At 67.7% G+C, this 25,013-nt stretch carries 28 protein-coding genes; 23 read left to right on the plus strand and 5 right to left on the minus strand.

What is annotated here, in order from left to right; translation table 11 throughout:
* The first annotated feature begins 13 nt into the window (after positions 1-13).
* The 14 genes from panD to OG300_RS34340 all read left to right on the plus strand — a co-directional run bounded on the left by panD (position 14) and on the right by OG300_RS34340 (position 13,585).
* The gene (gene panD, locus OG300_RS34275; protein WP_405488230.1) at positions 14-433 is read left to right on the plus strand and encodes an aspartate 1-decarboxylase; all 420 of its coding nucleotides are present in this window, start codon (positions 14-16) and stop codon (positions 431-433) included.
* Positions 434-447: 14 nt separating this feature from the next.
* Positions 448-1,242, plus strand: a complete 795-nt coding sequence (locus OG300_RS34280) for a type III pantothenate kinase (protein WP_405488232.1) — start codon at positions 448-450, stop codon at positions 1,240-1,242.
* A 217-nt stretch (positions 1,243-1,459) separates the two neighbouring features.
* Complete coding sequence (locus OG300_RS34285; RefSeq protein ID WP_405488234.1) at positions 1,460-2,071, plus strand: cysteine dioxygenase; 612 nt, start codon at positions 1,460-1,462, stop codon at positions 2,069-2,071.
* Positions 2,068-2,499, plus strand: a complete 432-nt coding sequence (locus OG300_RS34290) for a rhodanese-like domain-containing protein (protein WP_405488236.1) — start codon at positions 2,068-2,070, stop codon at positions 2,497-2,499. The genes OG300_RS34285 and OG300_RS34290 overlap by 4 nt, the downstream gene beginning before the upstream one ends.
* Positions 2,500-2,679: 180 nt before the next feature.
* Positions 2,680-4,146: a lysine--tRNA ligase gene (gene lysS, locus OG300_RS34295; RefSeq protein ID WP_405498792.1), complete on the plus strand. Its 1,467-nt coding sequence runs from the start codon at positions 2,680-2,682 to the stop codon at positions 4,144-4,146.
* 118 nt (positions 4,147-4,264) lie between these two features.
* Positions 4,265-4,627, plus strand: a complete 363-nt coding sequence (locus tag OG300_RS34300; protein ID WP_405488237.1) for an Lsr2 family protein — start codon at positions 4,265-4,267, stop codon at positions 4,625-4,627.
* Between the two features lie 172 nt (positions 4,628-4,799).
* The gene (locus OG300_RS34305) at positions 4,800-5,426 is read left to right on the plus strand and encodes an FHA domain-containing protein (protein ID WP_405488239.1); all 627 of its coding nucleotides are present in this window, start codon (positions 4,800-4,802) and stop codon (positions 5,424-5,426) included.
* A gap of 164 nt (positions 5,427-5,590) precedes the next feature.
* Positions 5,591-6,274 carry a DUF1772 domain-containing protein gene (locus OG300_RS34310; RefSeq protein ID WP_405488241.1) on the plus strand — a complete coding sequence of 228 codons (684 nt, stop codon included), beginning with the start codon at positions 5,591-5,593 and terminating at the stop codon, positions 6,272-6,274.
* Between the two features lie 197 nt (positions 6,275-6,471).
* A complete protein-coding gene (locus OG300_RS34315) occupies positions 6,472-7,413 on the plus strand; it encodes an esterase/lipase family protein (RefSeq protein WP_405498793.1) in 942 nt (313 codons plus the stop codon).
* A gap of 294 nt (positions 7,414-7,707) precedes the next feature.
* Positions 7,708-10,266, plus strand: a complete 2,559-nt coding sequence (locus OG300_RS34320; RefSeq protein ID WP_405488243.1) for an ATP-dependent Clp protease ATP-binding subunit — start codon at positions 7,708-7,710, stop codon at positions 10,264-10,266.
* A 151-nt stretch (positions 10,267-10,417) separates the two neighbouring features.
* The gene (locus OG300_RS34325) at positions 10,418-11,215 is read left to right on the plus strand and encodes a phytanoyl-CoA dioxygenase family protein (RefSeq protein WP_405488245.1); all 798 of its coding nucleotides are present in this window, start codon (positions 10,418-10,420) and stop codon (positions 11,213-11,215) included.
* 102 nt (positions 11,216-11,317) lie between these two features.
* Positions 11,318-12,211: a TIGR03560 family F420-dependent LLM class oxidoreductase gene (locus OG300_RS34330; protein ID WP_405488247.1), complete on the plus strand. Its 894-nt coding sequence runs from the start codon at positions 11,318-11,320 to the stop codon at positions 12,209-12,211.
* A gap of 87 nt (positions 12,212-12,298) precedes the next feature.
* Positions 12,299-12,976: a VWA domain-containing protein gene (locus OG300_RS34335; protein ID WP_405488248.1), complete on the plus strand. Its 678-nt coding sequence runs from the start codon at positions 12,299-12,301 to the stop codon at positions 12,974-12,976.
* A 75-nt stretch (positions 12,977-13,051) separates the two neighbouring features.
* Complete coding sequence (locus tag OG300_RS34340; protein WP_405488249.1) at positions 13,052-13,585, plus strand: hypothetical protein; 534 nt, start codon at positions 13,052-13,054, stop codon at positions 13,583-13,585.
* A 16-nt stretch (positions 13,586-13,601) separates the two neighbouring features.
* Here OG300_RS34340 and OG300_RS34345 read toward each other — a convergent pair whose 3' ends face one another.
* Both OG300_RS34345 and OG300_RS34350 read right to left on the minus strand, forming a co-directional pair.
* Positions 13,602-14,282: a response regulator gene (locus OG300_RS34345; protein ID WP_405488250.1), complete on the minus strand. Its 681-nt coding sequence runs from the start codon at positions 14,280-14,282 to the stop codon at positions 13,602-13,604.
* A 12-nt stretch (positions 14,283-14,294) separates the two neighbouring features.
* Positions 14,295-15,521 carry a sensor histidine kinase gene (locus OG300_RS34350; RefSeq protein WP_405488252.1) on the minus strand — a complete coding sequence of 409 codons (1,227 nt, stop codon included), beginning with the start codon at positions 15,519-15,521 and terminating at the stop codon, positions 14,295-14,297.
* Between the two features lie 149 nt (positions 15,522-15,670).
* Here OG300_RS34350 and OG300_RS34355 point away from each other — a divergent pair, with 149 nt between their 5' ends.
* Together OG300_RS34355 and OG300_RS34360 are read left to right on the plus strand one after the other, a co-directional pair.
* On the plus strand, positions 15,671-16,567 hold the full coding sequence (locus OG300_RS34355) for an ABC transporter ATP-binding protein (RefSeq protein WP_405488254.1): 897 nt from the start codon (positions 15,671-15,673) through the stop codon (positions 16,565-16,567).
* The gene (locus OG300_RS34360) at positions 16,564-17,436 is read left to right on the plus strand and encodes an ABC transporter permease (RefSeq protein WP_405488256.1); all 873 of its coding nucleotides are present in this window, start codon (positions 16,564-16,566) and stop codon (positions 17,434-17,436) included. Before OG300_RS34355 ends, OG300_RS34360 begins: the two co-directional genes overlap by 4 nt.
* A 51-nt stretch (positions 17,437-17,487) precedes the next feature.
* Here the strand turns inward: OG300_RS34360 and OG300_RS34365 are convergent, their stop codons facing one another.
* A complete protein-coding gene (locus OG300_RS34365; protein ID WP_405488258.1) occupies positions 17,488-18,084 on the minus strand; it encodes a TetR/AcrR family transcriptional regulator in 597 nt (198 codons plus the stop codon).
* 92 nt (positions 18,085-18,176) lie between these two features.
* Here OG300_RS34365 and OG300_RS34370 point away from each other — a divergent pair, with 92 nt between their 5' ends.
* The 4 genes from OG300_RS34370 (at position 18,177) to OG300_RS34385 (ending at position 21,332) form a co-directional block, all read left to right on the plus strand.
* Positions 18,177-18,839 carry an FMN-dependent NADH-azoreductase gene (locus tag OG300_RS34370; RefSeq protein WP_405488260.1) on the plus strand — a complete coding sequence of 221 codons (663 nt, stop codon included), beginning with the start codon at positions 18,177-18,179 and terminating at the stop codon, positions 18,837-18,839.
* A 1-nt stretch (position 18,840) separates the two neighbouring features.
* Positions 18,841-19,161 carry a DMT family transporter gene (locus OG300_RS34375; RefSeq protein WP_405488262.1) on the plus strand — a complete coding sequence of 107 codons (321 nt, stop codon included), beginning with the start codon at positions 18,841-18,843 and terminating at the stop codon, positions 19,159-19,161.
* 102 nt (positions 19,162-19,263) lie between these two features.
* Entirely contained in the window at positions 19,264-19,707 is a 444-nt protein-coding gene (locus OG300_RS34380) for an OsmC family peroxiredoxin (protein WP_405488264.1), read from the plus strand.
* Positions 19,708-20,075: 368 nt separating this feature from the next.
* The gene (locus OG300_RS34385) at positions 20,076-21,332 is read left to right on the plus strand and encodes a heparan-alpha-glucosaminide N-acetyltransferase domain-containing protein (protein ID WP_405488265.1); all 1,257 of its coding nucleotides are present in this window, start codon (positions 20,076-20,078) and stop codon (positions 21,330-21,332) included.
* A 3-nt stretch (positions 21,333-21,335) separates the two neighbouring features.
* Here the strand turns inward: OG300_RS34385 and OG300_RS34390 are convergent, their stop codons facing one another.
* Positions 21,336-21,647 (minus strand): antibiotic biosynthesis monooxygenase family protein, encoded by a 312-nt coding sequence (locus OG300_RS34390; protein WP_405488266.1) that lies wholly within the window; start codon positions 21,645-21,647, stop codon positions 21,336-21,338.
* A 43-nt stretch (positions 21,648-21,690) separates the two neighbouring features.
* Here OG300_RS34390 and OG300_RS34395 point away from each other — a divergent pair, with 43 nt between their 5' ends.
* The 3 genes from OG300_RS34395 (at position 21,691) to OG300_RS34405 (ending at position 24,605) form a co-directional block, all read left to right on the plus strand.
* On the plus strand, positions 21,691-22,431 hold the full coding sequence (locus OG300_RS34395; protein WP_405488267.1) for an alpha/beta fold hydrolase: 741 nt from the start codon (positions 21,691-21,693) through the stop codon (positions 22,429-22,431).
* A 127-nt stretch (positions 22,432-22,558) separates the two neighbouring features.
* A complete protein-coding gene (locus tag OG300_RS34400) occupies positions 22,559-23,731 on the plus strand; it encodes an acyl-CoA dehydrogenase family protein (protein WP_405488269.1) in 1,173 nt (390 codons plus the stop codon).
* Between the two features lie 61 nt (positions 23,732-23,792).
* A complete protein-coding gene (locus OG300_RS34405) occupies positions 23,793-24,605 on the plus strand; it encodes an enoyl-CoA hydratase/isomerase family protein (RefSeq protein WP_405488271.1) in 813 nt (270 codons plus the stop codon).
* A 25-nt stretch (positions 24,606-24,630) separates the two neighbouring features.
* Here the strand turns inward: OG300_RS34405 and OG300_RS34410 are convergent, their stop codons facing one another.
* Positions 24,631-24,915 (minus strand): DUF4190 domain-containing protein, encoded by a 285-nt coding sequence (locus tag OG300_RS34410; protein ID WP_405488273.1) that lies wholly within the window; start codon positions 24,913-24,915, stop codon positions 24,631-24,633.
* Positions 24,916-25,013: the final 98 nt, after the last annotated feature.

Here is a 25,013-nt window from a genome sequence, read left to right on the forward strand (position 1 = left end):
GAAGGCGACGACGATGTTGCGCACCATGATGACCTCGAAGATCCACCGCGCCACGGTGACTCACGCCGATCTGCACTACGTCGGCTCCGTCACGGTCGACCAGGACCTGCTGGACGCCGCCGACCTGCTCGAGGGTGAGAAGGTCAGCATCGTCGACATCACCAACGGGGCCCGGCTCGAGACCTACGTGATCGCGGGCGAGCGTGGTTCCGGCGTGATCGGAATCAACGGTGCGGCAGCGCATCTCGTGCACCCGGGTGACCTGGTGATCCTGATCGCCTACGGCATGCTCGACAAGGCGGAGCTGGAGAACTATGCCCCGCACGTGGTTTTCGTCGACGAGCGCAATCGTCCGGTGGAGCTGGGTTCGGATCCGGCGCACGCGCCGGAGGGTTCGGATCTGATCTCGCCGCGTACCTTGTCGCTGGCCTGAGCGGCGGGGCGGGCATGCTTCTCGGGATCGACGTCCGCAATACGAGTATCGAGCTGGGTCTGTTCTCCGGAAGCGGTGAGCACGCGAAGCTGGTGCGGCAGTGGCGGATGCACACCAATCCGCTGATGACCGCGGACGAGTTCGCGCTGCAGGTGCGCGGACTGATCGGCGCGGATGCCGAACAGGTGGTGGGTGTTTCGGCATTGTCGACGGTACCGCCGGTATTGCGTGAGCTGCGCGAGATGCTGTCGCGTTATTGGGCGCATGTTCCGCATGTGCTCGTCGAACCCGGTGTGCGAACCGGGATTCCGCTGCTGGTCGACAATCCGAAGGAGGTCGGCGCGGACCGCATCGTGAATTGTCTTGCCGCATATCACCGTTTCGGAACTCCGGCGATCGTGGTGGATTTCGGTACCGCGATCTGTGTGGATCTGGTGTCGGCCAAGGGCGAATTCCTGGGCGGCAGTATCGCGCCCGGTGTGGAGATCTCCACCGAGGCGTTGATCGCGCGCAGCGCACTACGCCGGGCGGAGTTGACCAAGCCGCGCTCGGTGGTGGGCAAGAACAGCATGGAGTGCCTGCAGTCGGGCGCTATTTTCGGTTTCGCGGGGCTGGTGGACGGCCTGATCGATCGGATTCGCGATATCGAGGCGTTCTCCGGTGACGATGTGGCGGTGGTGGCCACCGGTGCCGCCGCGCCGTTGATCGTGCCGGAATCGGAGACGATCGAGCATTACGACCCGCATCTGACGCTGGATGGTTTGCGGCTGGTTTACGAGCGCAATCAGCAGCGTCGCGCCAAGCCGTGACACGCCCGGAGCCCGGCATGGTGAACAGACCGGCCGGAATAATAGTGACGCAGTCGTCGCCGCGGACCCCTGTTGATTCTCGGCGAACCGCTGTTAGACTCGCCGACGTGTCTTTCCGCGTGACCACCCAGGAGTGTTGTCGAGGCTAATCCGCCTCGACGGTCGTCGAGGCTTCGTATAGCCCCCGACCACTTTCACGACTCCTGGAGTTTCGCTCATGCGTTCCTCTGTACTTTCCCTTCCCGGCGATTCCCGCACCCCCGTCTCGCGGCTGCTGCCCGAGGTGACCGAGCGGGCCACCGCCTCCGCCCTGCCGACCCGGTTGCGCCCGGCCGACCTGCTGCGCCTGACCGACGAGGGTGCGCAGGACGTGCTGGAGGGCCGCTACGACCACGTGCTGCCCGAGGACGGCCTGTGGCCCACCGAGAAGCGCTGGGCCACAAGGCTTGTCGCCGACGACGAGGTGGACCTCTGGCTGATCAGCTGGGCCGAGGGCAAATACACCGAACTGCACGACCATGCCGGTTCACTGGGCGCGCTGACCGTGCTGTCCGGTGCGCTCGACGAATTCCGCTGGAACGGCAAGGAATTGCGCCGCCGCACCCTCACCGCGGGTGATCAGGCCTCCTTCCCGCTCGGCTGGGTGCACGACGTGGTGCGCGCCCCCGCCGAGGAGGCCGGTGTCACCGGCCCGCTCAACCCGACCCTGAGTGTGCACGCCTATTCGCCGCCGCTGACCGCCATGTCGTATTACGAGGTCACCGGCCACGGCACCCTGCGCCGCACCCGCTCCGTTCTCACCGACCAGCCCGAAGGTGAACTCGAATGACCCACTTGACGATCGACGGCATGCTCGCCCACGCCCGCCAGCAGCTGCGTCGACTGTTGCCCATCGAATTGCCGCAGGCCATCGCGCGCGGCGCGATTCTGGTGGATATTCGCCCGCAGGCGCAGCGGCTGCGCGAGGGCACCCTGCCGGGCGCACTGGTGATCGAACGAAATGTGTTGGAATGGCGGCTGGATCCGTCGAGTTCGGCGCGTTTGGCGCTGGCCGAGCATCACGATCTGGAATGGATCATCGTGTGCTCGGAGGGTTACACCTCGAGCTTGGCGGCGGCGTCGCTGCAGCAGTTGGGCCTGCGTCGCGCGACCGATCTCGAAGGCGGTTATCAGGCATTGAAAGCGGCCGGACTGCTGACCGTCGCCGCCACCGCGCCGCACTTCGAGCGTGAGGTGGCCACCCTCGCCTGGGTGTGAACCGATCCCCGGCTCGCGTCCCGTGAAATTAGCCCGGGCGGCGGATTAAAGCATTTCCGCCGCAAGATAGGCTAGAGCCTCGTGAGCACCCCCAACCCCTCTTCTCCCGCAAGCCCCACCGTTTCCGCTGGCCGAGCGCGTGCCGAGGCCGCTCCGGTGGAGCAGGACGTTCCCGAGCAGATGCGGATTCGCCAGGAGAAGCGCGAGCGGTTGCTGGGGGAGGGGCGTGAAGCCTATCCCGTAGTGGTGCCGCGAACTCATACGCTCGCCGAAATTCGCGCCGCCTACCCGGAACTGCCCGCCGGTGAAGAAACCGGTCAGGTGGTCGGTGTCGCGGGTCGAGTTATTTTCGTCCGGAATACCGGGAAACTGTGTTTCGCGACACTCCAAGAGGGTGACGGCACCAAGCTGCAGGCGATGATCAGCCTCAACGGGGTCGGCGCGGAATCCCTCGCCGCCTGGAAGGCCGATGTCGACCTGGGTGACTTCGTGTACGTGCACGGCGAGGTGATCGCTTCGCGCACGGGCGAATTGAGTGTGATGGCCGACGCCTGGGAGATGGCCGCGAAGTCGCTGCGCCCGCTGCCGGTGGCGCACAAGGAGATGAACGAGGAGTCCCGGGTCCGGCAGCGCTATGTCGACCTGATCATCCGCCCGGAGGCCCGCGAGATGGCCCGCACCCGGGTGGCCGCCGTGCGCGCGCTGCGAAACGCGTTGGAGCACAGGGGTTTCCTTGAGGTCGAGACGCCGATGCTGCAGACCATCCACGGTGGTGCGGCGGCCCGCCCGTTCGTCACGCACTCCAACGCGCTGGATCTGGAACTGTTCCTGCGTATCGCGCCGGAGCTGTTCCTCAAGCGTTGCGTGGTGGGCGGTATCGAGCGGGTCTTCGAGATCAACCGCAACTTCCGCAACGAGGGTGCGGACTCCACGCATTCCCCGGAGTTCGCAATGCTGGAAACCTACGAGGCTTACGGCACCTACGACGATTCCGCGAAGATGATGCGCGAATTGATCCAGGAAGTCGCGCAGCAGGTCTACGGCACGCAGGTCGTGACGCTCGCCGACGGCACCGAATACGATCTGTCCGGCGAGTGGACGACCGTCGAGATGTACCCGTCGCTGTCCGAGTCGATCGGTGTGGAGGTCACGCCGGAAACTTCGGTGCAGGAATTGCTGGCACTCGCCGATCGGGTGGGTCTGGAAATTCCGGCGGGCAAGGGCTACGGTCACGGGAAACTGGTCGAGGAACTCTGGGAGCACGTCTACGGCGACAAGCTCTACGCGCCGACTTTCGTGCGTGACTTCCCGGTGGAGACCTCGCCGCTCACCCGACAGCATCGGAGCAAGCCTGGGGTTACCGAGAAGTGGGACCTCTACGTGCGCGGCTTCGAACTCGCCACCGGCTATTCGGAACTCGTGGATCCGGTGATCCAGCGGGAACGGTTCGTGGATCAAGCGCGTTTGGCGGCGGCCGGTGACGACGAAGCGATGCGCCTGGATGAGGACTTCCTCGCCGCCATGGAGCACGGTATGCCCCCGACGACCGGAACCGGTATGGGTATCGATCGTTTGCTGATGGCCCTGACTGGCCTCGGAATCCGGGAAACGATACTCTTTCCAATTGTGCGTCCGGCGACCCGATAGAGTTCTCCGGATTGCATTTCCGGGGCCCGTTCTGGGACTATCGGAATTAGCGGTATTCTGGCGTCGGGTAATCGACCCGACTATGTGGGTCGCACGATTTCGAGAGGACGTTCATCTCATGGCAAAGAAGGTCACCGTTAGCTTGATCGACGATGTCGACGGTGAGTCCATCGCGAACGAGACCATCGAGTTCGCTATCGATGGCGTCTCGTACGAGATCGACTTGTCGACTGAGAACGCAGCCAAGCTGCGCGACGGTCTGGAGGGGTGGGTTACCGCCGCTCGCCGGGTCAGCGGCCGGCGGCGCACCAAGGTGGCCGGCGCTCCCGCGGCGGGCCCGAAGAACCGGGTCTCCATCGACCGTGAACAAAGCGCGGCCATTCGTGAATGGGCTCGCCGGAATGGTCACAAGGTGTCGGCGCGCGGTCGTATCTCCGCGGACATCACCGAGGCGTACAACAAGGCAGCTACCAAGAACTAGTCGCCGATTTTTCGCGGCTGCCGCCCGGGTGTTCGTGCGAACCCGGGCGGCAGTGGTTTTTTCATACGCTTTGCGTATAACTCCGTGATCTTGCTCAGATCGGAGTGTCCGGGCACCATTGAAACGTGCGGACGATGTCACTGGTCGGGTCTAGGGAAGAGGTATCGGCGCGGTGACCGTATTCCACGGTTCGTTCCTCCGGTTCAACGATCAGGACGGCCGCCAGCACGAGTTGATGCTCTCCTCCGAGCAGCCGCGGATCACCATCGGGCGTTCACCGCAGGCAGATCTGTCGCTGGCCTGGGACGCCGAGGTGTCCCGCCTGCACGCCACCCTGGAATTCCTGACCGCGCACTGGACCATCGTGGACGACGGCCTTTCCCGCAACGGCACTTTCGTCAATGGCGACCGGCTGGTCGGCCGCCATCGGCTGCAACCCGGAGATGTCATCCGGATGGGCACCTCGCGAGTCACGTTCCAGGACTTCGGTCCGGTCGCGGGTGACGTCACGCGCACCTCCACCGGCGGACTGCCGACCCTGCGCTCGCTCACCGAAACTCAGCGTTCGGTGCTGATCGCGCTGTGCCGTCCGCTGCGTCCCGGCAATGACGCGTTCGCCTCGCCCGCCTCGAATCAGCAGATCGCGGCCGAGTTGTTCCTGAGTGTGGATGCCATCAAGACACATCTGCGCGCGCTGTTCGCGAAGTTCGGGGTCGAGGATCTGCCGCAGAACCAGAAGCGGGTGAAGCTCGCGAATCTGGCGCTGCAGACCGGCATCATCTCCGAGCGCGATCTGTAGAAATCCCTGTTCGGCACGGATTTTCGCGCCGATTCAGGTGCTGTGGACGCGTGCGCATGCGCGGAAGCTTCTGAGCCATGGAGACTCCCACCCCCGGACGGTTGACTGAATGCAGTCGATCACCTGGGAATCACACGGGTGGCGGATCCAGTCAGGAGACAGCAATGTTCGCACTTCGTACCGCCGCACTGGTGTTGGCGACACTGGCGACCGGTCTGGTCGCCGGGGTGTTCTACGCCTACGCCATCTCGGTCATGCCGGCGCTGCACCGCGCCGACGATCGCACCATCGTCGACGTGATGCAGAAGATCAACGTGGTGATCGTGAACCCGTGGTTCATGTTCAGCTTCATGGGCGCGGTCGGGTTCGCGGTGCTGGCGGCCGCGGTGCATCTGGGCAAGGATCACCGCGCCACCCTGATCTGGGTCGGAGTCGCGTTGCTGCTCAACGTGATCGCGTTCTTCGTCACCTCCGGAGTCAATGTCCCGCTCAACAATCAGCTGGCGAACGCCGGTGATGTCGGGCAGATCGGTGATCTGGCGGCGGTCCGCGCCCAGTTCGAAAGCTCCTGGGTGACTTGGAACATCGTGCGGGCGGTGCTGCACACCCTCGCCTTCCTGGCGCTGCTCGGTGCGCTGTTCGTGGCGGGCATGCAGCACGCCCGGGCCGCGACCGTCCAGTCCGGCGGGGTCGCTGCGGGCCTCCCGGTGGCGCAGCAGGCGACCGGATTCGCGCCGGGCACCGTCGCCGCACCGACGGTGGCCGGGCCGACCTACGGGGCACCCGCGGCGCAGTTCGCCCCGCAGCAGTTCGCCCCGCGTCCCGGATTCGCTTCCGGCCAGCGGTAATTCGACACCATTTCCGGCGGAGGCCGGGACCCGAAGTGCGGCAACACAAGCCGCCTGCGGGTCCCGGCCTTCGCTGTTCCGCTGTGCTGAAACCGGTTGCAGAAACCTACCCGCCAGTAAGCCATCTCTCGTGATTGTTTTCCGTTTAGGTTGACGGAACGCGTTCTAATTTGGGAGGGAACATGCGACGGATGCCCATGCGTCGAACGCCCGGATCACTGCTGATCATCGCGATCCTGGCCGTGCTGGGGGTGACCGCGAGCGGCACCGCCCGCGCGGAATACCCGGTCACTTACAACTTCTTCGCCGGTATCCCCGGCGAACTGCTCAACCCCGGCGGGTCACTCCCCGGCTCCAACGACTGGTCCTGCAAACCGACTGCCGCACACCCGGATCCGGTGGTGCTCGTGCACGGCACCGCGGGCGGCGCCCAAACCAACTGGGGCGCCTACGTTCCGCTGCTGGCCAACGCGGGCTACTGCGTCTACTCGCTGACCTACGGCAGCGCCGACGTGCCCTGGCCGCTCTCGGCCATGGGCGGCATGCGCTCGATCGAGGACGAGGCCGCCGAACTCGGCGCCTTCGTCGACCGGGTGCGTGACGCCACCGGCGCCGCGAAGATCGATTTCATCGCCCACTCACAGGGCAATATCGTCGCCAACTACTACATCAAGCGCGCCGGTGGCCATGGCCTGGTCGACAAGTTCGTCGCCCTCGCCGCCCCCTGGCTGGGCACCTACGGCGACAGCATGAACGTCGTGCGCACCTTCGCCCGCGGCCTCGGCGTCACCGACCTCGACGCCCTCACTCAGGGCTCTGGCTTCTGCCCCGCCTGCACCGAAATGCTCGGCAACAGCGCCTTCATGACCGCCCTCGACAGCGACGGCGTCTACGACCCCACCGTCACCTACACCAACCTCTCGACCCGCTACGACGAACTGGTCGTCCCCTACACCTCCGGCCTCGTCCCCGCCCCCAACGCCGACAACCACTTCATGCAGGACGCCTGCCCCACCGACTTCTCCGACCACCTGGCCATCGCCGCCAGCCACCGCTCCACCGTGATCGCCCTCAACGCCCTCGACCCGGACCACCCCCAACCCGTCCCCTGCGAGTTCGTCCCGCCCTTCACCGGCTAGCGAGCAACCGGTGGTTCGTGGCTCGGGCCGCTGATTTTCGGGCATGACCGGGTTGTTCGCTGTGGGCGTAGCGGAAATGGAAACGGTCAGCGCAACTGCCCCGTTATGAGTGAATGAGTCGTACTGAGGCCCGTTCGCAATAGGGTGGACGGACGACGTGCGTGACCCCTGCCAACTAGAGTGGAGGCGGGGGATGCAACCCCAGAGCTTCATGGCAGGCTGGCGACCAGAAGGGCAGCACAGGGTCTGAAGCGCCGGACGCCATTGATGGCGGAGCAGGAGAGTGAGGGAGCGATGTTCGAGAGGTTCACCGACCGCGCGCGGCGGGTCGTTGTCCTGGCCCAAGAAGAGGCCCGGATGCTCAACCACAACTACATCGGCACCGAGCACATCCTGCTGGGCCTGATTCACGAGGGCGAGGGTGTGGCGGCGAAGTCGCTGGAGTCCCTTGGCATCTCGCTGGAGGGTGTGCGGTCGCAGGTCGAGGAGATCATCGGGCAGGGCCAGCAGGCGCCGTCCGGTCACATCCCCTTCACCCCGCGGGCGAAGAAGGTGCTGGAGCTGTCGCTGCGGGAGGCCCTGCAGCTCGGCCACAACTACATCGGCACCGAGCACATTCTGCTCGGCCTGATCCGCGAGGGTGAGGGCGTCGCGGCGCAGGTGCTGGTCAAGCTGGGCGCGGATCTCAACCGCGTGCGGCAGCAGGTCATCCAGCTGCTGTCCGGGTACCAGGGCAAGGAGCCGGTCGAGGGTTCGGGCACGCGCGGCGAGACGGGTACCCCGTCCACCTCGCTGGTGCTGGACCAGTTCGGCCGCAACCTGACCCAGGCCGCCCTCGAGGGCAAGCTCGACCCGGTCATCGGCCGCGCGAAGGAAATCGAGCGCGTCATGCAGGTGCTGAGCCGCCGTACCAAGAACAACCCGGTCCTGATCGGTGAGCCCGGCGTCGGCAAGACCGCCGTCGTGGAGGGTCTCGCGCAGGCCATCGTCAACGGTGAAGTGCCGGAGACGTTGAAGGACAAGCAGCTCTACACCCTCGACCTGGGTTCCCTGGTCGCGGGCAGCCGCTACCGCGGTGATTTCGAGGAGCGCCTGAAGAAGGTGCTCAAGGAGATCAACACGCGCGGCGACATCATCCTGTTCATCGACGAGCTGCACACCCTGGTGGGTGCGGGCGCGGCCGAGGGCGCTATCGACGCGGCCTCGATCCTCAAGCCCAAGCTGGCTCGCGGTGAACTGCAGACCATCGGCGCCACCACCCTCGACGAGTACCGCAAGTACATCGAGAAGGACGCCGCCCTGGAGCGCCGGTTCCAGCCGGTCCAGGTGGGCGAGCCGACGGTCGAGCACACCATCAACATCCTCAAGGGTCTGCGCGACCGCTACGAGGCGCACCACCGGGTTTCGATCACCGATGGCGCTCTCGTCGCCGCCGCCACCCTCGCGGATCGCTACATCAACGACCGGTTCCTGCCGGACAAGGCGATCGACCTCATCGACGAGGCGGGCGCGCGCATGCGCATCCGCCGGATGACCGCACCGCCGGACCTGCGCGAATTCGACGACAAGATCGCCGAGGCGCGCCGGGAGAAGGAATCCGCGATCGACGCGCAGGACTTCGAGAAGGCCGCGCGCCTGCGCGACAAGGAGAAGCAGCTCGTCGCCAAGCGGGCCGAGCGTGAAAAGCAGTGGCGCTCCGGCGATCTGGATGTCGTGGCCGAGGTCGACGACGAGCAGATCGCGGAGGTGCTGGCCAACTGGACCGGTATTCCGGTGTTCAAGCTCACCGAGGAGGAGACCACCCGTCTGCTCCGCATGGAGGACGAGCTGCACAAGCGGATCATCGGCCAGGAGGACGCGGTTCGCGCTGTCTCCAAGGCGATTCGCCGTACTCGTGCCGGTCTGAAGGATCCGAAGCGTCCGTCGGGCTCGTTCATCTTCGCCGGTCCGTCCGGTGTCGGTAAGACCGAGCTGTCGAAGGCGCTGGCGAACTTCCTGTTCGGCGACGACGACGCGCTCATCCAGATCGACATGGGCGAGTTCCACGACCGCTTCACCGCCTCGCGTCTGTTCGGTGCCCCTCCGGGCTACGTCGGATACGAGGAGGGCGGCCAGCTCACCGAGAAGGTGCGGCGCAAGCCGTTCTCGGTGGTGCTGTTCGACGAGATCGAGAAGGCCCACCAGGAGATCTACAACACCCTGTTGCAGGTCCTCGAGGATGGTCGCCTGACCGACGGTCAGGGTCGTACGGTCGACTTCAAGAACACCGTGCTGATCTTCACCTCGAACCTCGGTACCTCGGACATCTCGAAGGCGGTCGGCCTCGGCTTCGCCCAGAGCAATGCCGAGGGCTCGAACTACGAGCGGATGAAGCTCAAGGTCAACGACGAGCTGAAGAAGCACTTCCGCCCCGAGTTCCTCAACCGCATCGACGACGTGATCGTGTTCCACCAGCTGACCCAGGATCAGATCATCCAGATGGTCGACCTGATGATCGGCCGCGTCGCCAAGCAGCTGAAGAACAAGGACATGGAGATCGATCTGCGTCCGCAGGCGAAGAGCCTGCTGGCCAAGCGCGGTTTCGATCCGGTGCTCGGTGCCCGCCCGCTGCGTCGCACCATTCAGCGTGAGATCGAGGACCAGCTCTCGGAGAAGATCCTCTTCGGCGAGATCGGCCCCGGCCAGGTCGTCGTGGTGGATGTCGAGAACTGGGACGGCGAGGGTCAGGGCGAGGCCGCGAAGTTCACCTTCGCCGCCAAGGCCAAGCTGACCAAGAAGACCGACGAGTCGGTCGAGGACAAGCCGGTCGCCGCCCTCGCGGGTGACGCCCCGGCCGCCGCCTCCGGCGAGTAACAGCTCAATCGAAAGCCCCGCTCTCCCACGGAGAGCGGGGCTTTTCGCATCTCCGGGCCCGCGGGCATTCGACGGCGGGGTACGAAATTCGGTGGCACGTGGGCGTGGTGAACGGCCAAGCTGGCGGGATCGACGTCGACGAAGGGACCGCATGCTCACCCGAAAACAGCTCTCCGAGTTCGTCGCCGACGGGTTCGTGAAGGTCGAGTCCGCGTTTGCGCGCGAGGTCGCGGACGCGGGCCGCGAGATCCTCTGGCGGGCAACCGGTTGCGACCCCGAGGATTCGTCCACCTGGACGCGCCCGGTGGTCCGGCTCACCGATCATGCCGAGCCGCCGTTCGCGGCCGCTGTTACCGCGCCCGCACTACTGGACGCCTACGACCAGCTGGCTGGACCGGGCCGCTGGTTGCCCCGCAACAGCCTGGGCGGCTGGCCGATTCGCTTCCCCGACCCGAACCGCACCGGTGATGACGGCTGGCACATCGATGCGAGCTTCCCCGGCGAGGACCCCACCGACTACCTGAACTGGCGCATCAATGTTCGGTCCCGGGGTCGGGCGCTGCTGATGCTGTTCCTGTTCTCTGATGTCGGTCCGGATGACGCGCCCACCCGCATCCGGGTCGGATCCCACCTCCGGCTGCCGCCGGTGCTGGCCCCGTTCGGCGACGCGGGCGTCGGAATGTCCGATCGGATCATGCTCGAGACCTACACGGCCACGGCCGATCTCCCCGAAGTGACGGCCACCGGGCGGGCGGGTGACGTCTATCTGTGCCATCCGTTCCTGGTGCACGCCGCGCAGCCGAACCACGTCGGACAGCCAAAATTCATGGCGCAGCCTCCGCTGCTGTCACGCGAGCCGTGCGACCTGGACCGTGCGGACGGCGCGCACTCGCCTGTGGAGCAGGCGATTCGACGTGGCCTCGGGATTGCCGACGCCATCGTTTCCTGACCACGCGCCGCCGGGCAGGACCGCGTCTACGTCTGGGCGCGTACGCCGGATGTGTTCCGGTGACGGATGTTTCACGCTTGCGCGAGGAGCAGTGTCGAGGTCATGGAACTCGGATTGCATCTGACGAATTTCGCCATGGACGCCCCGTCGAGCGGGACCGGCGCGTGGCTCGGAGAGGTGGCGCAGGCCGCGGAGGCGAGTGGCTTCGCGGTGATCGCGGTGGGTGATCACCTGTGGCAGAGCCCGTGGCTGGGGCGGGTGGAACAGAATGTGCTGGAGGCGTATTCGACGCTGTCGTACGTGGCCGCGCACACCGAGCGGGTGGGGCTGACCGCGGTGGTGTCGGGTGTGCACTACCGGCATCCGGCGATGCTGGGGAAGCTGGTCACCACCCTGGATGTGCTGTCGGACGGGCGTGCCTGGCTCGGGATCGGGGCGGGGACCTCGACCGGTGACGTGGAGGGCTACGGGCTGTCTTTCCCGCCGCTGCGCGAACGCTTCGAGATGCTGGAGGAGACGCTGCAGATCTGCCTGGCCATGTGGAGCGGGGAACGCGGCGCCGAGGAACCGGTGCCGGGCAAGCATTTTCAGGTGTCGAGGCCGTTGAACGCGCCGCAGTCGGTGCGCCGCCCGCATCCGCCGATCCTCGTCGGCGGTGACGGTGAGAAGCGGACGCTGCCGCTGGTGGCCCGCTACGCGGATGTGGCGAGCCTGCGCCCGGGCCCGGATCTGCCGCGCAAGATCGACCTGATCAACCGGCTGGCCGAGGAGGCCGGGCGCGATCCGTCGGAGATCCGCAAGTCGTGCGTGTTCACCTTCGATCCGGGCCGTGACGGTGCGGGTATCGGTGAGTTGCTGGGGCGTTTGAAGTGGCTGGGGGACATGGGGATCGACCTGGTGATCGGCCGGGTGGAGGGCGTCGACGAGGTCACGCCGCTGGAGTTGCTGGGCCGCGAGGTGATTCCGGCCGCCGCGGAATTCGGTCCGCGGCGCTAGCTGCCCCGAAAATCAGGGGCGCGGAGTTCGCCGCCCGCGTACGGTGGCCTGGTTCATACGAATTCGTCTCCGGGGGGAGCCACCACAATGACCAATCCTGATCGCACGCTCATCGCGATCCTGCTGGACCGTTCGGGATCCATGCAGACCATCAAGTCCGACACCGAGGGCGGTTTCGACGCCTACATCGAGCAGCAGCGCGAGGTTCCCAAGCAGATCGAGGTGACCCTCGCCCAGTTCGATACGGAATACGAACTGGTGTACGCGAATCGGCCGCTGGCGCAGGTCCCGAACCTGCGCCTGCAGCCGCGCGGCATGACCGCCCTGTACGACGCGGTGGGCCGCCTGATCACCGATGTGGGCGCCGAGCTGGCGGCGCGCCGCGAAGAGGATCGCCCGTCCACCGTGATCGTCGTGGTCCTCACCGACGGCCACGAGAACTCCAGCCGCGAATGGTCGCATCCCGACGTGCGGTCGCTCATCACCCAACAGCAGGAGGCATGGAACTGGACCTTCCTGTTCCTCGGCGCGAACATGGACGCCGTCGCCATCGGCACCGACCTGGGCTTCGCCCCGGGCAGCTCCATCACCTATTCGGCTGGCTCCGAGGGTGTCTCGGGCGTCTTCAGCGCCGCCTCCGCCTACTCGGCCCGCCTCCAGTCGGCCCCGGGATCCACCGGCTCCGACGACGCGGACACCCCCTCCTTCATGCGCCGCACCGGTTTCACCGACGAGGAACGCCACCGGTCGAATCCGGGTAGCTGATCGATATCGGGAGGGCGCACCCCGACCGAATAGCACACCGATTCGGCCGATTTGTCGGATTGCTACCCTCCCGTGATGATCATGCTTCGCTCCCGCCTGCCACTGCTGGCCCTGGCCCTGCTGGCGTCGACGGCCGCGTGCTCGAGCGAGAAATCCACTCCGCCACCGGTGGCGGCAGCCCCGAGCCCGACCACTTCGGCGACCCCCGCCCCCGTGCTGACGGACGGCACGCTGCCCGCCGACGCCGACAAGCAGGGCTACCTGAACTCCTTCGCCCGCTGTACCGCCGACGAACGCCTGGTCCTGCTGGTCGGCCAGAAATCCACCAGCACCAAGCCCTTCGGCGGCTTCCCGGCCGGTGACAACCGGATCGTGGTGTGCGAGAACAAGGCCGGTGTCCGTGTCATGCGCGCGAACGCCGCCTACCTGCGCCCCGACCCCATCGAGGGCACCTTCTTCACCTTCACCGCCAACAGCCAGCAGTTCGTCGCCGACGGCATGAAGATCGACCTGGCCCACTCCACCGTCACCATCACCGACGACCCGAAACGCCCCGACCTCAGCTCCCGCAGCTTCACGCTGAGCGAATACTGGAGCGCCGTCTACTGAAGCCGGTGGCTCGCGGTCAGTGCCAGCCGGGCCGGACCAGGCCGGATTCGTAGGCGAGGACGACGAGTTGGGTGCGGTCGCGGGCGCCGAGTTTCAGCAGGATGCGGCTGACGTGGGTGCGGGCGGTGGCGGGGCTCATGAAGAGGCGCTCGGCGATCTCGGCGTTGGTGAGGCCCTCGGCGACCAGGGCCATCACCTCGCGTTCGCGGTCGGTGAGGTCCGAGAGGGCCACGGCCGGAGCGGGTTTGGCGTGAGTGGCGTATTCGGCGACCAGGCGGCGGGTGACGCTGGGGGAGAGCAGGGCGTCGCCGCCCGCGACCACTCGGATGGCTTTGATCAAGTCGGCGGGCTCGGTGTGCTTGACCAGGAAACCCGTTGCGCCGGAACGCATCGCCTCGAAGACGTACTCGTCGAGTTCGAAGGTGGTCAGCACCACCACCCTGACGGCGGTGAGGGCGGGGTCGGCGGCGATGGCGCGGGTGGCGGCCAGTCCGTCGAGGACGGGCATCCGGATGTCCATCAGGACCACGTCGGGAATCATGGTGCGGGCCAGCCGGAGTGCCTGCTCGCCGGTGTCGGCCTCGCCGATCACCTCGATGTCGTCCTGCACGCTCAGCAGCGCCACGAATCCGGCCCGGACCAGGGCCTGATCGTCGGCGATCAGCACGCGGATCGGCTGAGGCTGCTGCGATGTCATCGAATCCTCCACTTACGCGGCCGGTTCCGGCAGGGACAGATGGGTGGGCAGCCGGGCTTTGACCCGGAATCCACCGTCCACCTTGGGTTCCGCGGACAGTTGCCCGCCCAGCGCGTGCGCGCGTTCGGTCATGCCGGTGATGCCGTGCCCGCCGGTCGGGGACTGTGGCGCCGGTTGCCGGGTGGGCCGGGTGTTGTCGATGGTGAGCTGTAGCCGCTGCGACGAATAGTGCAGGGTGACAAGCACACTCGCGCCGGGTGCGTGCCGCACCACATTGGTGAGCGACTCCTGCACGATGCGGGCGGCGGCCACGTCCACGACGGCGGGCAGTCGGCGCGGGCCGCCGGTCACCATGGTGTGCACGATCAGTCCGGCGGCGCGGGCGGGTCCGGTGAGCTTGTCGAGGTCGGTGATGCCGATGGTGGGCGCGGTCGGTGCGGCCACGGTGGCGGTGCCGCCGCGAATGGACCGCAGCAGCGCGTTGACCTCGCCGAGCGCGTCCTTGCTGGCGTCCTTGATGGCGGCCAGCGCGGTGGCGGCCTGCTCGGGTTTGCGGTCGAACAGTTCCAGCGCCACCGAGGACTGCACATTGATCAGCGACAGGCTGTGGGCCAGCACATCGTGTAGTTCGCGGGCGATGGCCAGGCGTTCCTCGCTGGCCCGCTGTTCGCGTTCGGCCAGGCCGCGGGCGGCTTCGGCGCGTTCGCGGTCGCGCTGCGCCTGCTCGTTGCGCCGGGCCTCGTCCTCGCGCTGATGCCGGGCCAGGATGGCGGCGCGGCGCTGCCGGATGCCTTCGGTGGCGACCACCAGCACGCTCAGCCAGGCGAACAGCCCCAGTTCCTGCCAGACGCCGCCGTGATATCCGCGCCAGCCCGGTACCGGCCACACCATCAGCAGATAGCCGACGGCGACGAACGGGTATGTGTACCAGCGTGATCCGCTCAGCGACGCGGTCACGAAGGCGACGACCAGTGAGATGAACACCGGCCCGTACCCGTAGCCGATGAGCAGGTAGGCGATGGCCGCGGCGAGGGTGCCGTAGAACACCGGGCGCGGATACCGGCAGCGCACCACCAGCAGCAGCGGCCCGGCGGCCAGCAGCGCCACCCCGAGCGGGTCGAGGGCGCGCGGCACCCCCTGGTGGTGGTTGGCCAGGGTCCCGAACCCCAGCTGTATCGCGCCGACGATGAGTGCGGGCAGCACGTCCCGTCGCACGAACCATCCCCCGCGTATGTCCATAACTGCACCGTAGCGCCGTTTCCGGTGCGTCGGCACCGTGTCGCCGGTAAATACATCCGGATACGGTCCCGCGGTACGTCTGCATACGTATGCCGGATCGCGCTGCGTGACGGATGTTTCCGCGTCCGCGACGGCGGACCGTGGAACGCATGGAAGAAGCGATCGTCGGCACCGACCGGCTGACCAAGCGCTACGGGTCGCACACCGCGGTGGACGCCGTCAGCATGACCGTGCGCCGCGGTGAGATCTACGGTTTCCTGGGTCCGAACGGTGCGGGTAAGACCACCACGCTGCGCATGCTGGTCGGTTTGATTCGCCCGTCCGGCGGCACCGCCACCGTGCTGGGCCGACACCCGGGCGATCCGGAAACGTTGCGCCGCACGGGAGTTCTCATCGAAGGGCCCGGGTTCTATCCGTACCTCTCGGGTCGCGACAACCTGCGGGTGCTGGCCCGCTACCGCCGCGTCGGCGACGGCGAGGTCGAGCAGGCCCTCGACCGCGTCGCCCTGACCGCCCGCGGCGGTGACCGCTTCCGCACCTACTCGCTGGGCATGAAGCAGCGGCTCGGGGTGGCCGCGGCCCTGCTCGGCAGCCCGGACCTGCTCATCCTGGACGAGCCGACCAACGGCCTGGATCCGGCCGGGATGGCCGAAATGCGGGAACTCATCACCGGACTCGCCGCCGACGGGCACACCGTCGTGCTGTCCAGTCACCTGCTCAGCGAAGTGCAGGAGATCTGTGATCGCGTCGGCGTCATCTCCGGCGGGCGGCTGCTCGTCGAGTCCACGGTGCGCGAATTGCGCGGCGCGGCAGCGCTTCTGGTGCGAGCGCAACCCTTGGAGCTGGCCCTGCTCGCCGTCCGCGCGGTGGTGGGTGAACGTTCGGCCCTGTTGACCGCCAACGGTATTCGCGTGGCCGCCGACGCGGACCAGGCTCCGGCGATCGCCCGCGCGGTGCTCGCCGCGGGCGCGGACCTGCTGGAACTGCGCAGCGACGAGAAGTCCTTGGAAGAAGTGTTCTTCGAGATGACGGAGGCGGCGAAATGACCGGCCCACTGGTGACTGTCCGATCCGATCTGATCGCGAGTGTCCGCGGTGAACTGCTGCGCCTGCGCAAGTGGCCCGCGTTCTGGATCGTGCTCGGCACCTGGATTCTGTTGAACCTCACCTTCGCCTACCTGTTCAACTACCTGGCTTACACCACCGGCAGCAGTTCCCGGCTCTCGAACGGGATGTCGCGCGACATGCTGATGCAGCAGATGCTGCCCGCCTCGGTGCCGGAGGTGTTCACGCAGGGCATGGCCATGTTCGGCGGCGCGCTCATGCTGGTGCTCGGTGCGCTCGCGGTGGGCAGCGGATACGGCTGGGGGAGTTGGAAAACCGTTCTCACTCAGGGGCCTTCGCGAGTGAACGCGGTGGGCGCGGTGGTGGTCGCGCTGGCGGTGACGGTGGTCGGGCTGGTCGTGGTGGCCTTCGTGGTCGACACCGGCGTGGCCGCCCTGATCGCGGGCACCCAGGGGCAGTCCCTGGCGCTGCCCTCGATGAGCCGCGCACTGCTCGGATTGATCAGCGGGACAGCGATTCTCGGCATGTGGACGCTGGCCGGAGCGGTGATCGGCGCGGTCGCTCGCGGTCCCGCGCTGGCGGTGGGGCTGGGCCTGGTGTGGGTGCTGGTGGTGGAGAACCTGCTGCGCGGTGTGGCGAGCATCTTCTCGCCGATCCGGGCGCTCACCGACCACCTGCCCGGTACGGCCGCGGGTTCGCTGGCGGGTTCGATGCGGTCGGTGAGCGGTCCCGCCACACCCGGTGTGCTGGACATTCTTTCGCGCGGTGAGTCATTGCTGGTGCTGGCCGTGTACGCCGTGCTGTTCGCGGCGGGCACGATCTGGTTGATCGGCCGCCGCGACATGGTGTGAGCCGCAGTCGATCACGGCCGCGTACCTCGGTGCGCGGCCGTTCGTCGCGTTTCAGCCCAGAACGCCGTGCGCCACTCTCGACAGCCCCGCGGTGATCTGCGCACAGTCCAGTCCCCGGGAGCGCTGCTGCTGGAACACCTCCGCCGCCAGCGGTGCCAGCAGCGCATCGACCAGTGAATCCGCCTCCGCGACACCGGCTTCGGTGAGCAGCGTGCGCACGTGCACGACCCAGAACCGATAGGCCCCCGTCCGGAATCGCGCACCCCCGGTCTCCGCGCCGAGCACCAGGTTGGCGTGGGTGTCCAGGAGTTCGATCATGGCCGCGTAGAAGGCGGCCAGCCGGTCCCCGGGCGGCGCACCGGGTCCGAGCGGTGGCGCACCGCGCAGCAGCTGCTCCTGCAGTGCCCGTTCGTGCTCGTCGAGCAGGGCGACGGCGATCGACGCCACGTCCGGATATCGGCGGTAGAGGGTGCCGCGCCCGACCCCGGCGGCCTTGGCGACGTCATCCATCGTGACCGTGCGCGGATCGCGTGCAGCGAACAGTCCGGCGGCCGCTGTGAGCACCTTGGCGCGATTGCGGGCCGCGTCCGCGCGTTCCGGAACGGCCGGGGCGGCATCGCCGATCAGGGGCAGTTCGGGAGTGTTCATGCAGCTCACTGTAGCCGTCGAAGAATAAGTGGACAACTTGTCCGTTTGCGGTCTAGGGTCGAAAATGAAAATGGACACACTGTCCACTTTGAATGGGAGATTCGATCATGGCCACCCTGCTGCACCTCGACGCCAGCGCCCGCCGCACCGCCATCAGCCGCGAACTGAGCGCCGCCTTCGCCGCCGCCTGGCGCGCCCGGCACCCCGCGGGCGGCTACCGCCACCGTGACCTCGCCGCCGACCCGATCCCCTTCATCGGCGAGGGCTGGACCGAGCTCTGCGACCGCGTCCTCGCCCACGGCGGCACCGACCTCGACCGGCTGGCCGACCTGGCCGACACCCCTGCGACGCGGGCGGCCTGGGCGATCGTCGAACCCCTGCTCGCCGAGGTGCGGGCCGCCGACGTCGTCCTGATCGGCACCCCGATGTACAACTACTCGATCCCCGCGAGCCTCAAGGCCTGGCTGGACCAGATCACCTTCCCGCGAATGTCCCTGGCGCCCAGTCGTTTCGTGGTCGTCACCGCCCGTGGCGGCGCGTACTCGCCGGGCGCCCCGAAAGCGGGCTACGACTATCAGGAGCGCTACCTGCGCGACTTCTTCGCGGGCCACTTCGCCGTCGAGGACACGACTTTCGTCAACGCCGAACTCGTCAACTCGCGCAACGATCCCGCGCTCGCCCACCTGCGCGACCAGCACGACGCGTCCTACGCGGCCGCCCTCGCGGCCGTCCGCCGCCTCGGCGAGGAGTACTGAAATGAACTGGCTCGTACTGGGTTTGGCCGGTGTCGTGGAGATCGCCTGGTCGCAGTCGATCAAGCCGACGCGCAACTTCACCCAACCGCTGCCCACCCTGATCTGCTTCGTGCTCGCCGCGGTCGCGGTGTACCTGCTGTCGTATGCCATGCAGACACTGCCGGTGGGCACCGCGTACGCCGTCTTCACCGGGATCGGCGCGGTGGGCGCGATCACGCTGGGCATCGTGGTGCAGCGGGATCCGCTGAGCGCGGGCCGGGTGCTGGCGCTGTCCATGATCATCGGCGGCATCGTGCTCGCCCGGGTCACCAATCCCGACTGAGGGCTCAGCGGTCGTTCATCCACCGGACGCTCACAACTGCCGAGAAGATCCGGCGAGCGGAGTAGGTTCGACGCCGTACCGCACCATCGCGAAAGGATAGTGATGCCAACACGTACCGCGCGCACTGCTTGGTCCGGGGGTCTGCAGGACGGCTCCGGCCAGGTCGAGCTGGCCAGCTCCGGCGTCGGCAAGTACGACGTCTCGTTCCCGAAGCGGGCCGCCGACAATGCCGACGGCACCACCAGCCCCGAGGAACTCATCGCGGCCGCGCACTCCTCCTGCTACGCCATGGCCCTCTCCGGCCAGATCGGCAATGCGGGCGGCGCCGTGCAGAGCCTGGACGTCACCGCCGACGTCACCCTGGGCCCGGACCCGGCGGGCGGCTTCCGCATCTCCAAGATCAAGCTGACCGTGGTCGGCCGCGCCTCCGGCATCGACGAGGCCGGATTCCTCGCGGCCGCCGCCGGCGCCAAGGCGGGCTGCCCGGTCTCCAAGGCCCTGGCCGGCGTCGACGACATCGAGCTGGACGCCACCTTCGAGGCGTAGGCGCTCCGAACTCTTCCGGCGCGGGCACTGCCCAGCAGCGCCCGCGCCGGGAGGTCCTGCCCCCGTGGCCGCGGGAACTTGAAATGGGTCTGCTGGCTGGCGAATTCGAGCGCGAAGGTCGCCGGGCCGGGGCCCGAGCCGCGCCATTGCCGCCGGAGCTCGTCACTCGCTCCGGTCGGCCGTCGCTCCCGGACCCCGATGCGTGGCAGCCGATCGTCCGGGCTGAGTGCTACCTGCGACCTACTTGAATTGCTGCATAGTCGCTATTTTGGCTGATATTTCCCTCAGGCTCTGATTCTGCTGGGTATATCGCCGCCTCATCGAGTTAGCCTGTCGATTGCTGTCGGGTTGATCATCTGGAGGTGGATATGGCTTCGTCGACGATCGCGGTATCAGGGGAGACGCGGCCCGAATCCGGGCTGGCGCGGGTGCTCGCACTCGATGTCGCGCGCGGCATCGCCGTGCTGGGCATGTTCGCGGTGCACGTCGGGCCGCACGACGGCGTGGACGGCTCCGGATGGCTGCGGATCTTCGAGGGGCGTTCGGCGGCCCTGTTCGCGGTGCTGGCGGGCGTATCGCTGGCACTGATGTCCGGCGGGGCCGTACCGCATACCGGAATCGCGGCGCGGCGCAGCACGATTCGCATCGCGACCCGCGCGGTGCTCATCGCGGTGCTGGGATTGGCGCTGACACAGCTGAATTCCGGGATCGGGATCATGATCATCCTGACCTACTACGGTCTCTACTTCCTGCTGGCCCTGCCGCTGCTGCGGCTGCGCGCCCCCGCGCTGGCACTGCTGGCCGCGGTGTGGGCGGTCGCCGGTCCGATCGCCTCGTTCCTGATCCGGGATCGCATGCAGCAGAACACCTTCGGCGGCGCACCCGTCTTCGAGATGTTCACCTCGTGGCACGGAGCGCGCGAGGCCATCGAGATGCTGGTGCTGACCGGCGGCTATCCGGCGCTCACCTGGATGCCGTTCGTGCTGGCCGGACTGGCGCTGGGCCGCTGGGGGATTCGTACCCTGCGCCCGCTGCCGGTGCTCGGTGTGGGAGCGCTGCTCGCGCTGATCGGTTACGGCGGGTCGTGGCTGCTACAGCACCCGTTCGGCGGCCGCGCACATCTGATCGATCAGCTCACCCAGGGGATGGCGGCGGCGGGCGTCACCGATTTCGATCCGAGCCAGATCATCGATATGACCGGTCTGGGCACCGTATCCACCACGACCTGGTGGTGGCTGACCGTCGACAACGCGCACAGCGGCACCCCGTTCGAGATCTTCGGCGCGGTCGGCGTCGCCTTCCTGCTGATCGGTGTGCTGCTGGCGCTGCTCCCGGCCGCTCGGATTCCGCTGTACCCGTTGATCTGCGCCGGTTCCTGCGCGCTGAGCCTCTACATCGCACAGGTGCTGGCCGTGCACTGGCTGGTGCCGCTGCCGGACGCCGACGCGACCTCGCTGCCCACCGGCATCCACGGCCCGTCGTGGGAACTGCTGGCGCTGCTGGCCTTCGGCTCACTGGCCCTGGCGACCCTGTGGCGCAGCGTGTTCCGCCGGGGCCCGGCGGAATGGCTGCTGCACAGGATCAGTCTGGGCATCACGAACGTGCTGGTGCCCGCGCGCCCGTGAGGCTCAGGCGGTCTTGGCCGCCACGTCCAGCACGACCTCGAACTCCAGCAGCGATGCCCCGGTGGACACCGGCTTGCGGGCCTCACCCGAGTGCGCGGCCCGCGCCGGACCGTCCCGCCACGCCTCGAAGGACGCCTCGGAATCCCACTGCGTGACAACGAAGTACCGGTTCTCACCGGCGGTCGGCCGCAGCAGCTGGAAGCCCAGGAACCCGGGCGAATTCTCGACGGCGTGCGCGCGCTGGGCGAAGCGCGACTCCAGTTCGGGGCCCGCGCCCTCGGGAACCTCGATTGCGTTGATCTTGACGACTGCCATGGCAGCGAATGTACTCCGCGCCCGCGACGTATCGTTCGAGGCGATGTTGTACGACGAAGGCGGCGCCGGCGCGCCCATCCTGCTGCTGCACGGACTGATGGGCAGTGCCCGGACCTGGCGCTCGCATGCGCCGTGGTTGCGCGAATACGGGCAGGTGTACACCTTCGACGCGGCCGGGCACGGGCGTCCCGCCCCGGCCGAGCTCACCACCGAGGCCTTCGTGGCCGATCTGGCCGCCGCGACCGCCGACATCCCCGGCCCGCTGGTGGTGATCGGGCACTCCATGGGCGGACTGCACGGCTGGATGTTCACCGCCGCGCATCCGGAGCGGGTGCGCGCGCTGGTGGTCGAGGACATCGCCCCCGACTTCCAGGGCCGCACCGCCGAGAACTGGGCGGCCGTGATTTCGGCTTGGCCGCAACCGTTTCCGGACGAGGCGGCGGTGCTCGGCTTCTTCGGCCCGGTCGCCGGACGCTACTTCCTGGACTCCTTCCGGCACGATCCGGACGGCTTCCGCCTGCACGGCGAGATCCCGACCTTCCGGGCCATCTCCGAGGAGTGGGGCACCCGGGACTTCTGGGCGCAGTGGAAATCCATCACCGTCCCGGCCCTGCTCATCGAGGGCGAGCACACCATCACCCCGCCCGGTCAGATGCGGCAGATGGCCGAATCGCACCCGGATGCCCGGCATGTCGTGGTGCCCGACGCCGGTCACCTGGTCCACGACGATCAGCCCGCCGCCTACCGCGCCGAGGTGGAAGCCTTCCTGCGCCGAATTCTGTAGCTCTGAGCTGCAAGAACACTCCATGGCCAGGCGGCTCCCGAGGTTGTGAAGGCGGGTGCCTTCAGTCTTCGGTCCCGGGCATCGTATGCTCGGCTCGAACGAGACCTCCGACGGATGGTGACCAAAGATGATCGACTTCTCGATTCCCGCCGACCTCGCCGCCGAACGCGACCGCGTCCGGCAGTTCGTCATCGACAAGATCGTGCCCTTCGAACGCGACCCCCGCCTGACCGCGCACGGCCCCAACGACGAACTGCGCCAGGAAATGGTCGAACTGGCCCGCGCCGAGAAGCTGCTGACCGTCCAGGCCCCCGTCGAACTCGGCGGCCGCGGCCTCACCCACGTCGAACAGGCCGTGCTCTACGAGGCGTCGGGCTGGTCCACCCTCGGCCCGGTCGCCATGAACTGCGCCGCCCCCGACGAGGGCAATATGTTCCTGCTCTCCAAGATCGCGAATCCCGAACAGACGCAACGCTTCCTGCAGCCCGTCATCGACGGCCACCAGCGCAGCGTCTTCGCCATGACCGAACCCGGCGGCGCGGGCTCCGACCCCAACCAGCTCACCACCGAGGCCACCTTCGACGGCGAGAACTTCACCGTCAACGGCCGCAAATGGCTGATCACCGGCGCGGACGGCGCGAAGACCTGGATCATCATGGCGCGCCTGGCCGCCAACCCGCACCTGCCCGAGGGCCCCACCCTGTTCCTCACCGAGGGCGACCAGCCGGGCATCGTCATCGAGCGAATCATGAACACCATGGACCGCAACTACGTCGGCGGCCACGCGGTGGTGAACTTCGACAACCTGGTGCTGCCCAAGGAAGCCCTGCTCGGCGAGACCGGCCAGGCCCTGCGCTACGCCCAGCTGCGGCTGGCCCCCGCCCGACTCACCCACTGCATGCGCTGGCTCGGCGCGGCCGAACGCGCGCAGGCCATCGCCGTCGACTACGCCAAGACCCGCACCGCCTTCGGCAAGCCGATCGGTGAGCACCAGGGCGTGTCGTTCATGTTGGCGGACAACGAGATCGCGCTGCACCAGTGCCGCCTGACCATCTGGCACGCCTGCTGGCTGATGGACCAGGGCCACAAGGCACGCCACGAATCCTCGATCGCCAAGTCCTACGTCTCCGAGGAACTGTTCAAGGTCGCCGACCGCTGCGTGCAGGTGCTCGGCGGCATCGGCATCAGTGACGAGACCGTGGTCGAGATGATCTTCCGCGACATGCGCGCCTTCCGCCTCTACGACGGGCCCACCGAGGTGCACAAGTACGCCATCGGACGGCAGATCCTGCGCGGCTAGCCGATAGCGGAGGCGGCGGCTTTCGGGCGCGCCGCCGCCGAAAGAACTAGGATTCGGCCACATGAGTTCGGAATTGCACGTGGACGTTTCGGGTGGCGTCGCGGTACTGACGCTCAACCGGCCCGCACAGCAGAATGCGCTCACCCCCGCCATGGCGTCGGAACTCGGTGCGTCGCTGCGCCGTTGCGACAACGACGACGCCATCGGGGCGGTCGTCATCACCGGCACCCCGCCCGCGTTCTGCGCGGGCGCGGACCTGTCGCTGAAGGTCGGCGAGGTCAACGGCCTGATCGACCCGCCGCCCTTCCGGATTCGCAAGCCGGTCATCGCCGCGGTGAACGGGCACGCGGTCGGCATCGGCCTGGAGATCGCGCTGCAGTGCGATCTGCGCTACGTCGCCCGCGACGCCGTCTACGCCCTCAACCAGGTGCGTCGCGGCGCCCTGGCCGACGGCTACGCGCACTGGACGCTGCCGCGCCTGATCGGCAGCGCCCGCGCCGCCGACCTGCTGCTCACCGGCCGCACCTTCGACGGTGACGAGGCCAAGGCCCTCGGCCTGGCCAATGCCTGCCTGCATGCCGCCGAGGTGCTGCCCACCGCCCTCGAGGTCGCCCACGACATCGCGAACAGCGCGGCCCCGCTGCCGGTGGCGCTGTCCAAGCGGCTGCTGTGGGAGGCCCCCACCATGACCCCGGAGACCGTGGGCCGGTTGGAAACCGAACTCAACGACTACGTCGCGGCGAGCGCCGACGGCGGTGAGGGTGTGGCCGCGTTGAAGGATCGCCGCCCGCCGCGTTGGACCGGCAGCGTCAGCGGCGAATGGCCCGCCTGGGACGCCGTCACCGGTGCGGAACCGCGGCCCGGCCTCGACTGATCAGCCCGAGCCCGGATGCGGGCGTTCAGGCGTGTCCGTGGCCGCCGATGGCGATCAGCACGAACGCGATCGCCATCACCACCATCAGAATGGTGCCGACCACACCCATGACGTAGCCGACCACCACCTGGATGCGGCCACCGTAGGCGCCGCCGGAGGTCTCGATCTCGTTCAGCGCCCGGCGGCCCATGGCCCAGGCCACCGGCCCGAGTGCGCCGCAACAGAACAGGCTGAGTGCGCCGAGCAGCAGCACCGCCGTCGCGTGCTCGTGCTCGACGGGTGCCCCGATGGGCGGCTGATCAAAGACCACCGCTCGAGTTTACGGGCGCAACCGCCGCGGCGTCAGGCTGACGCGCGGTCTTCGGTTGCGCCGCTGCGGTATCGGCGCTGCCGGAAGTTGTCGTGACA

The organism is Nocardia sp. NBC_00511 (genome assembly GCF_045161165.1).
GTDB lineage: Bacteria > Actinomycetota > Actinomycetes > Mycobacteriales > Mycobacteriaceae > Nocardia.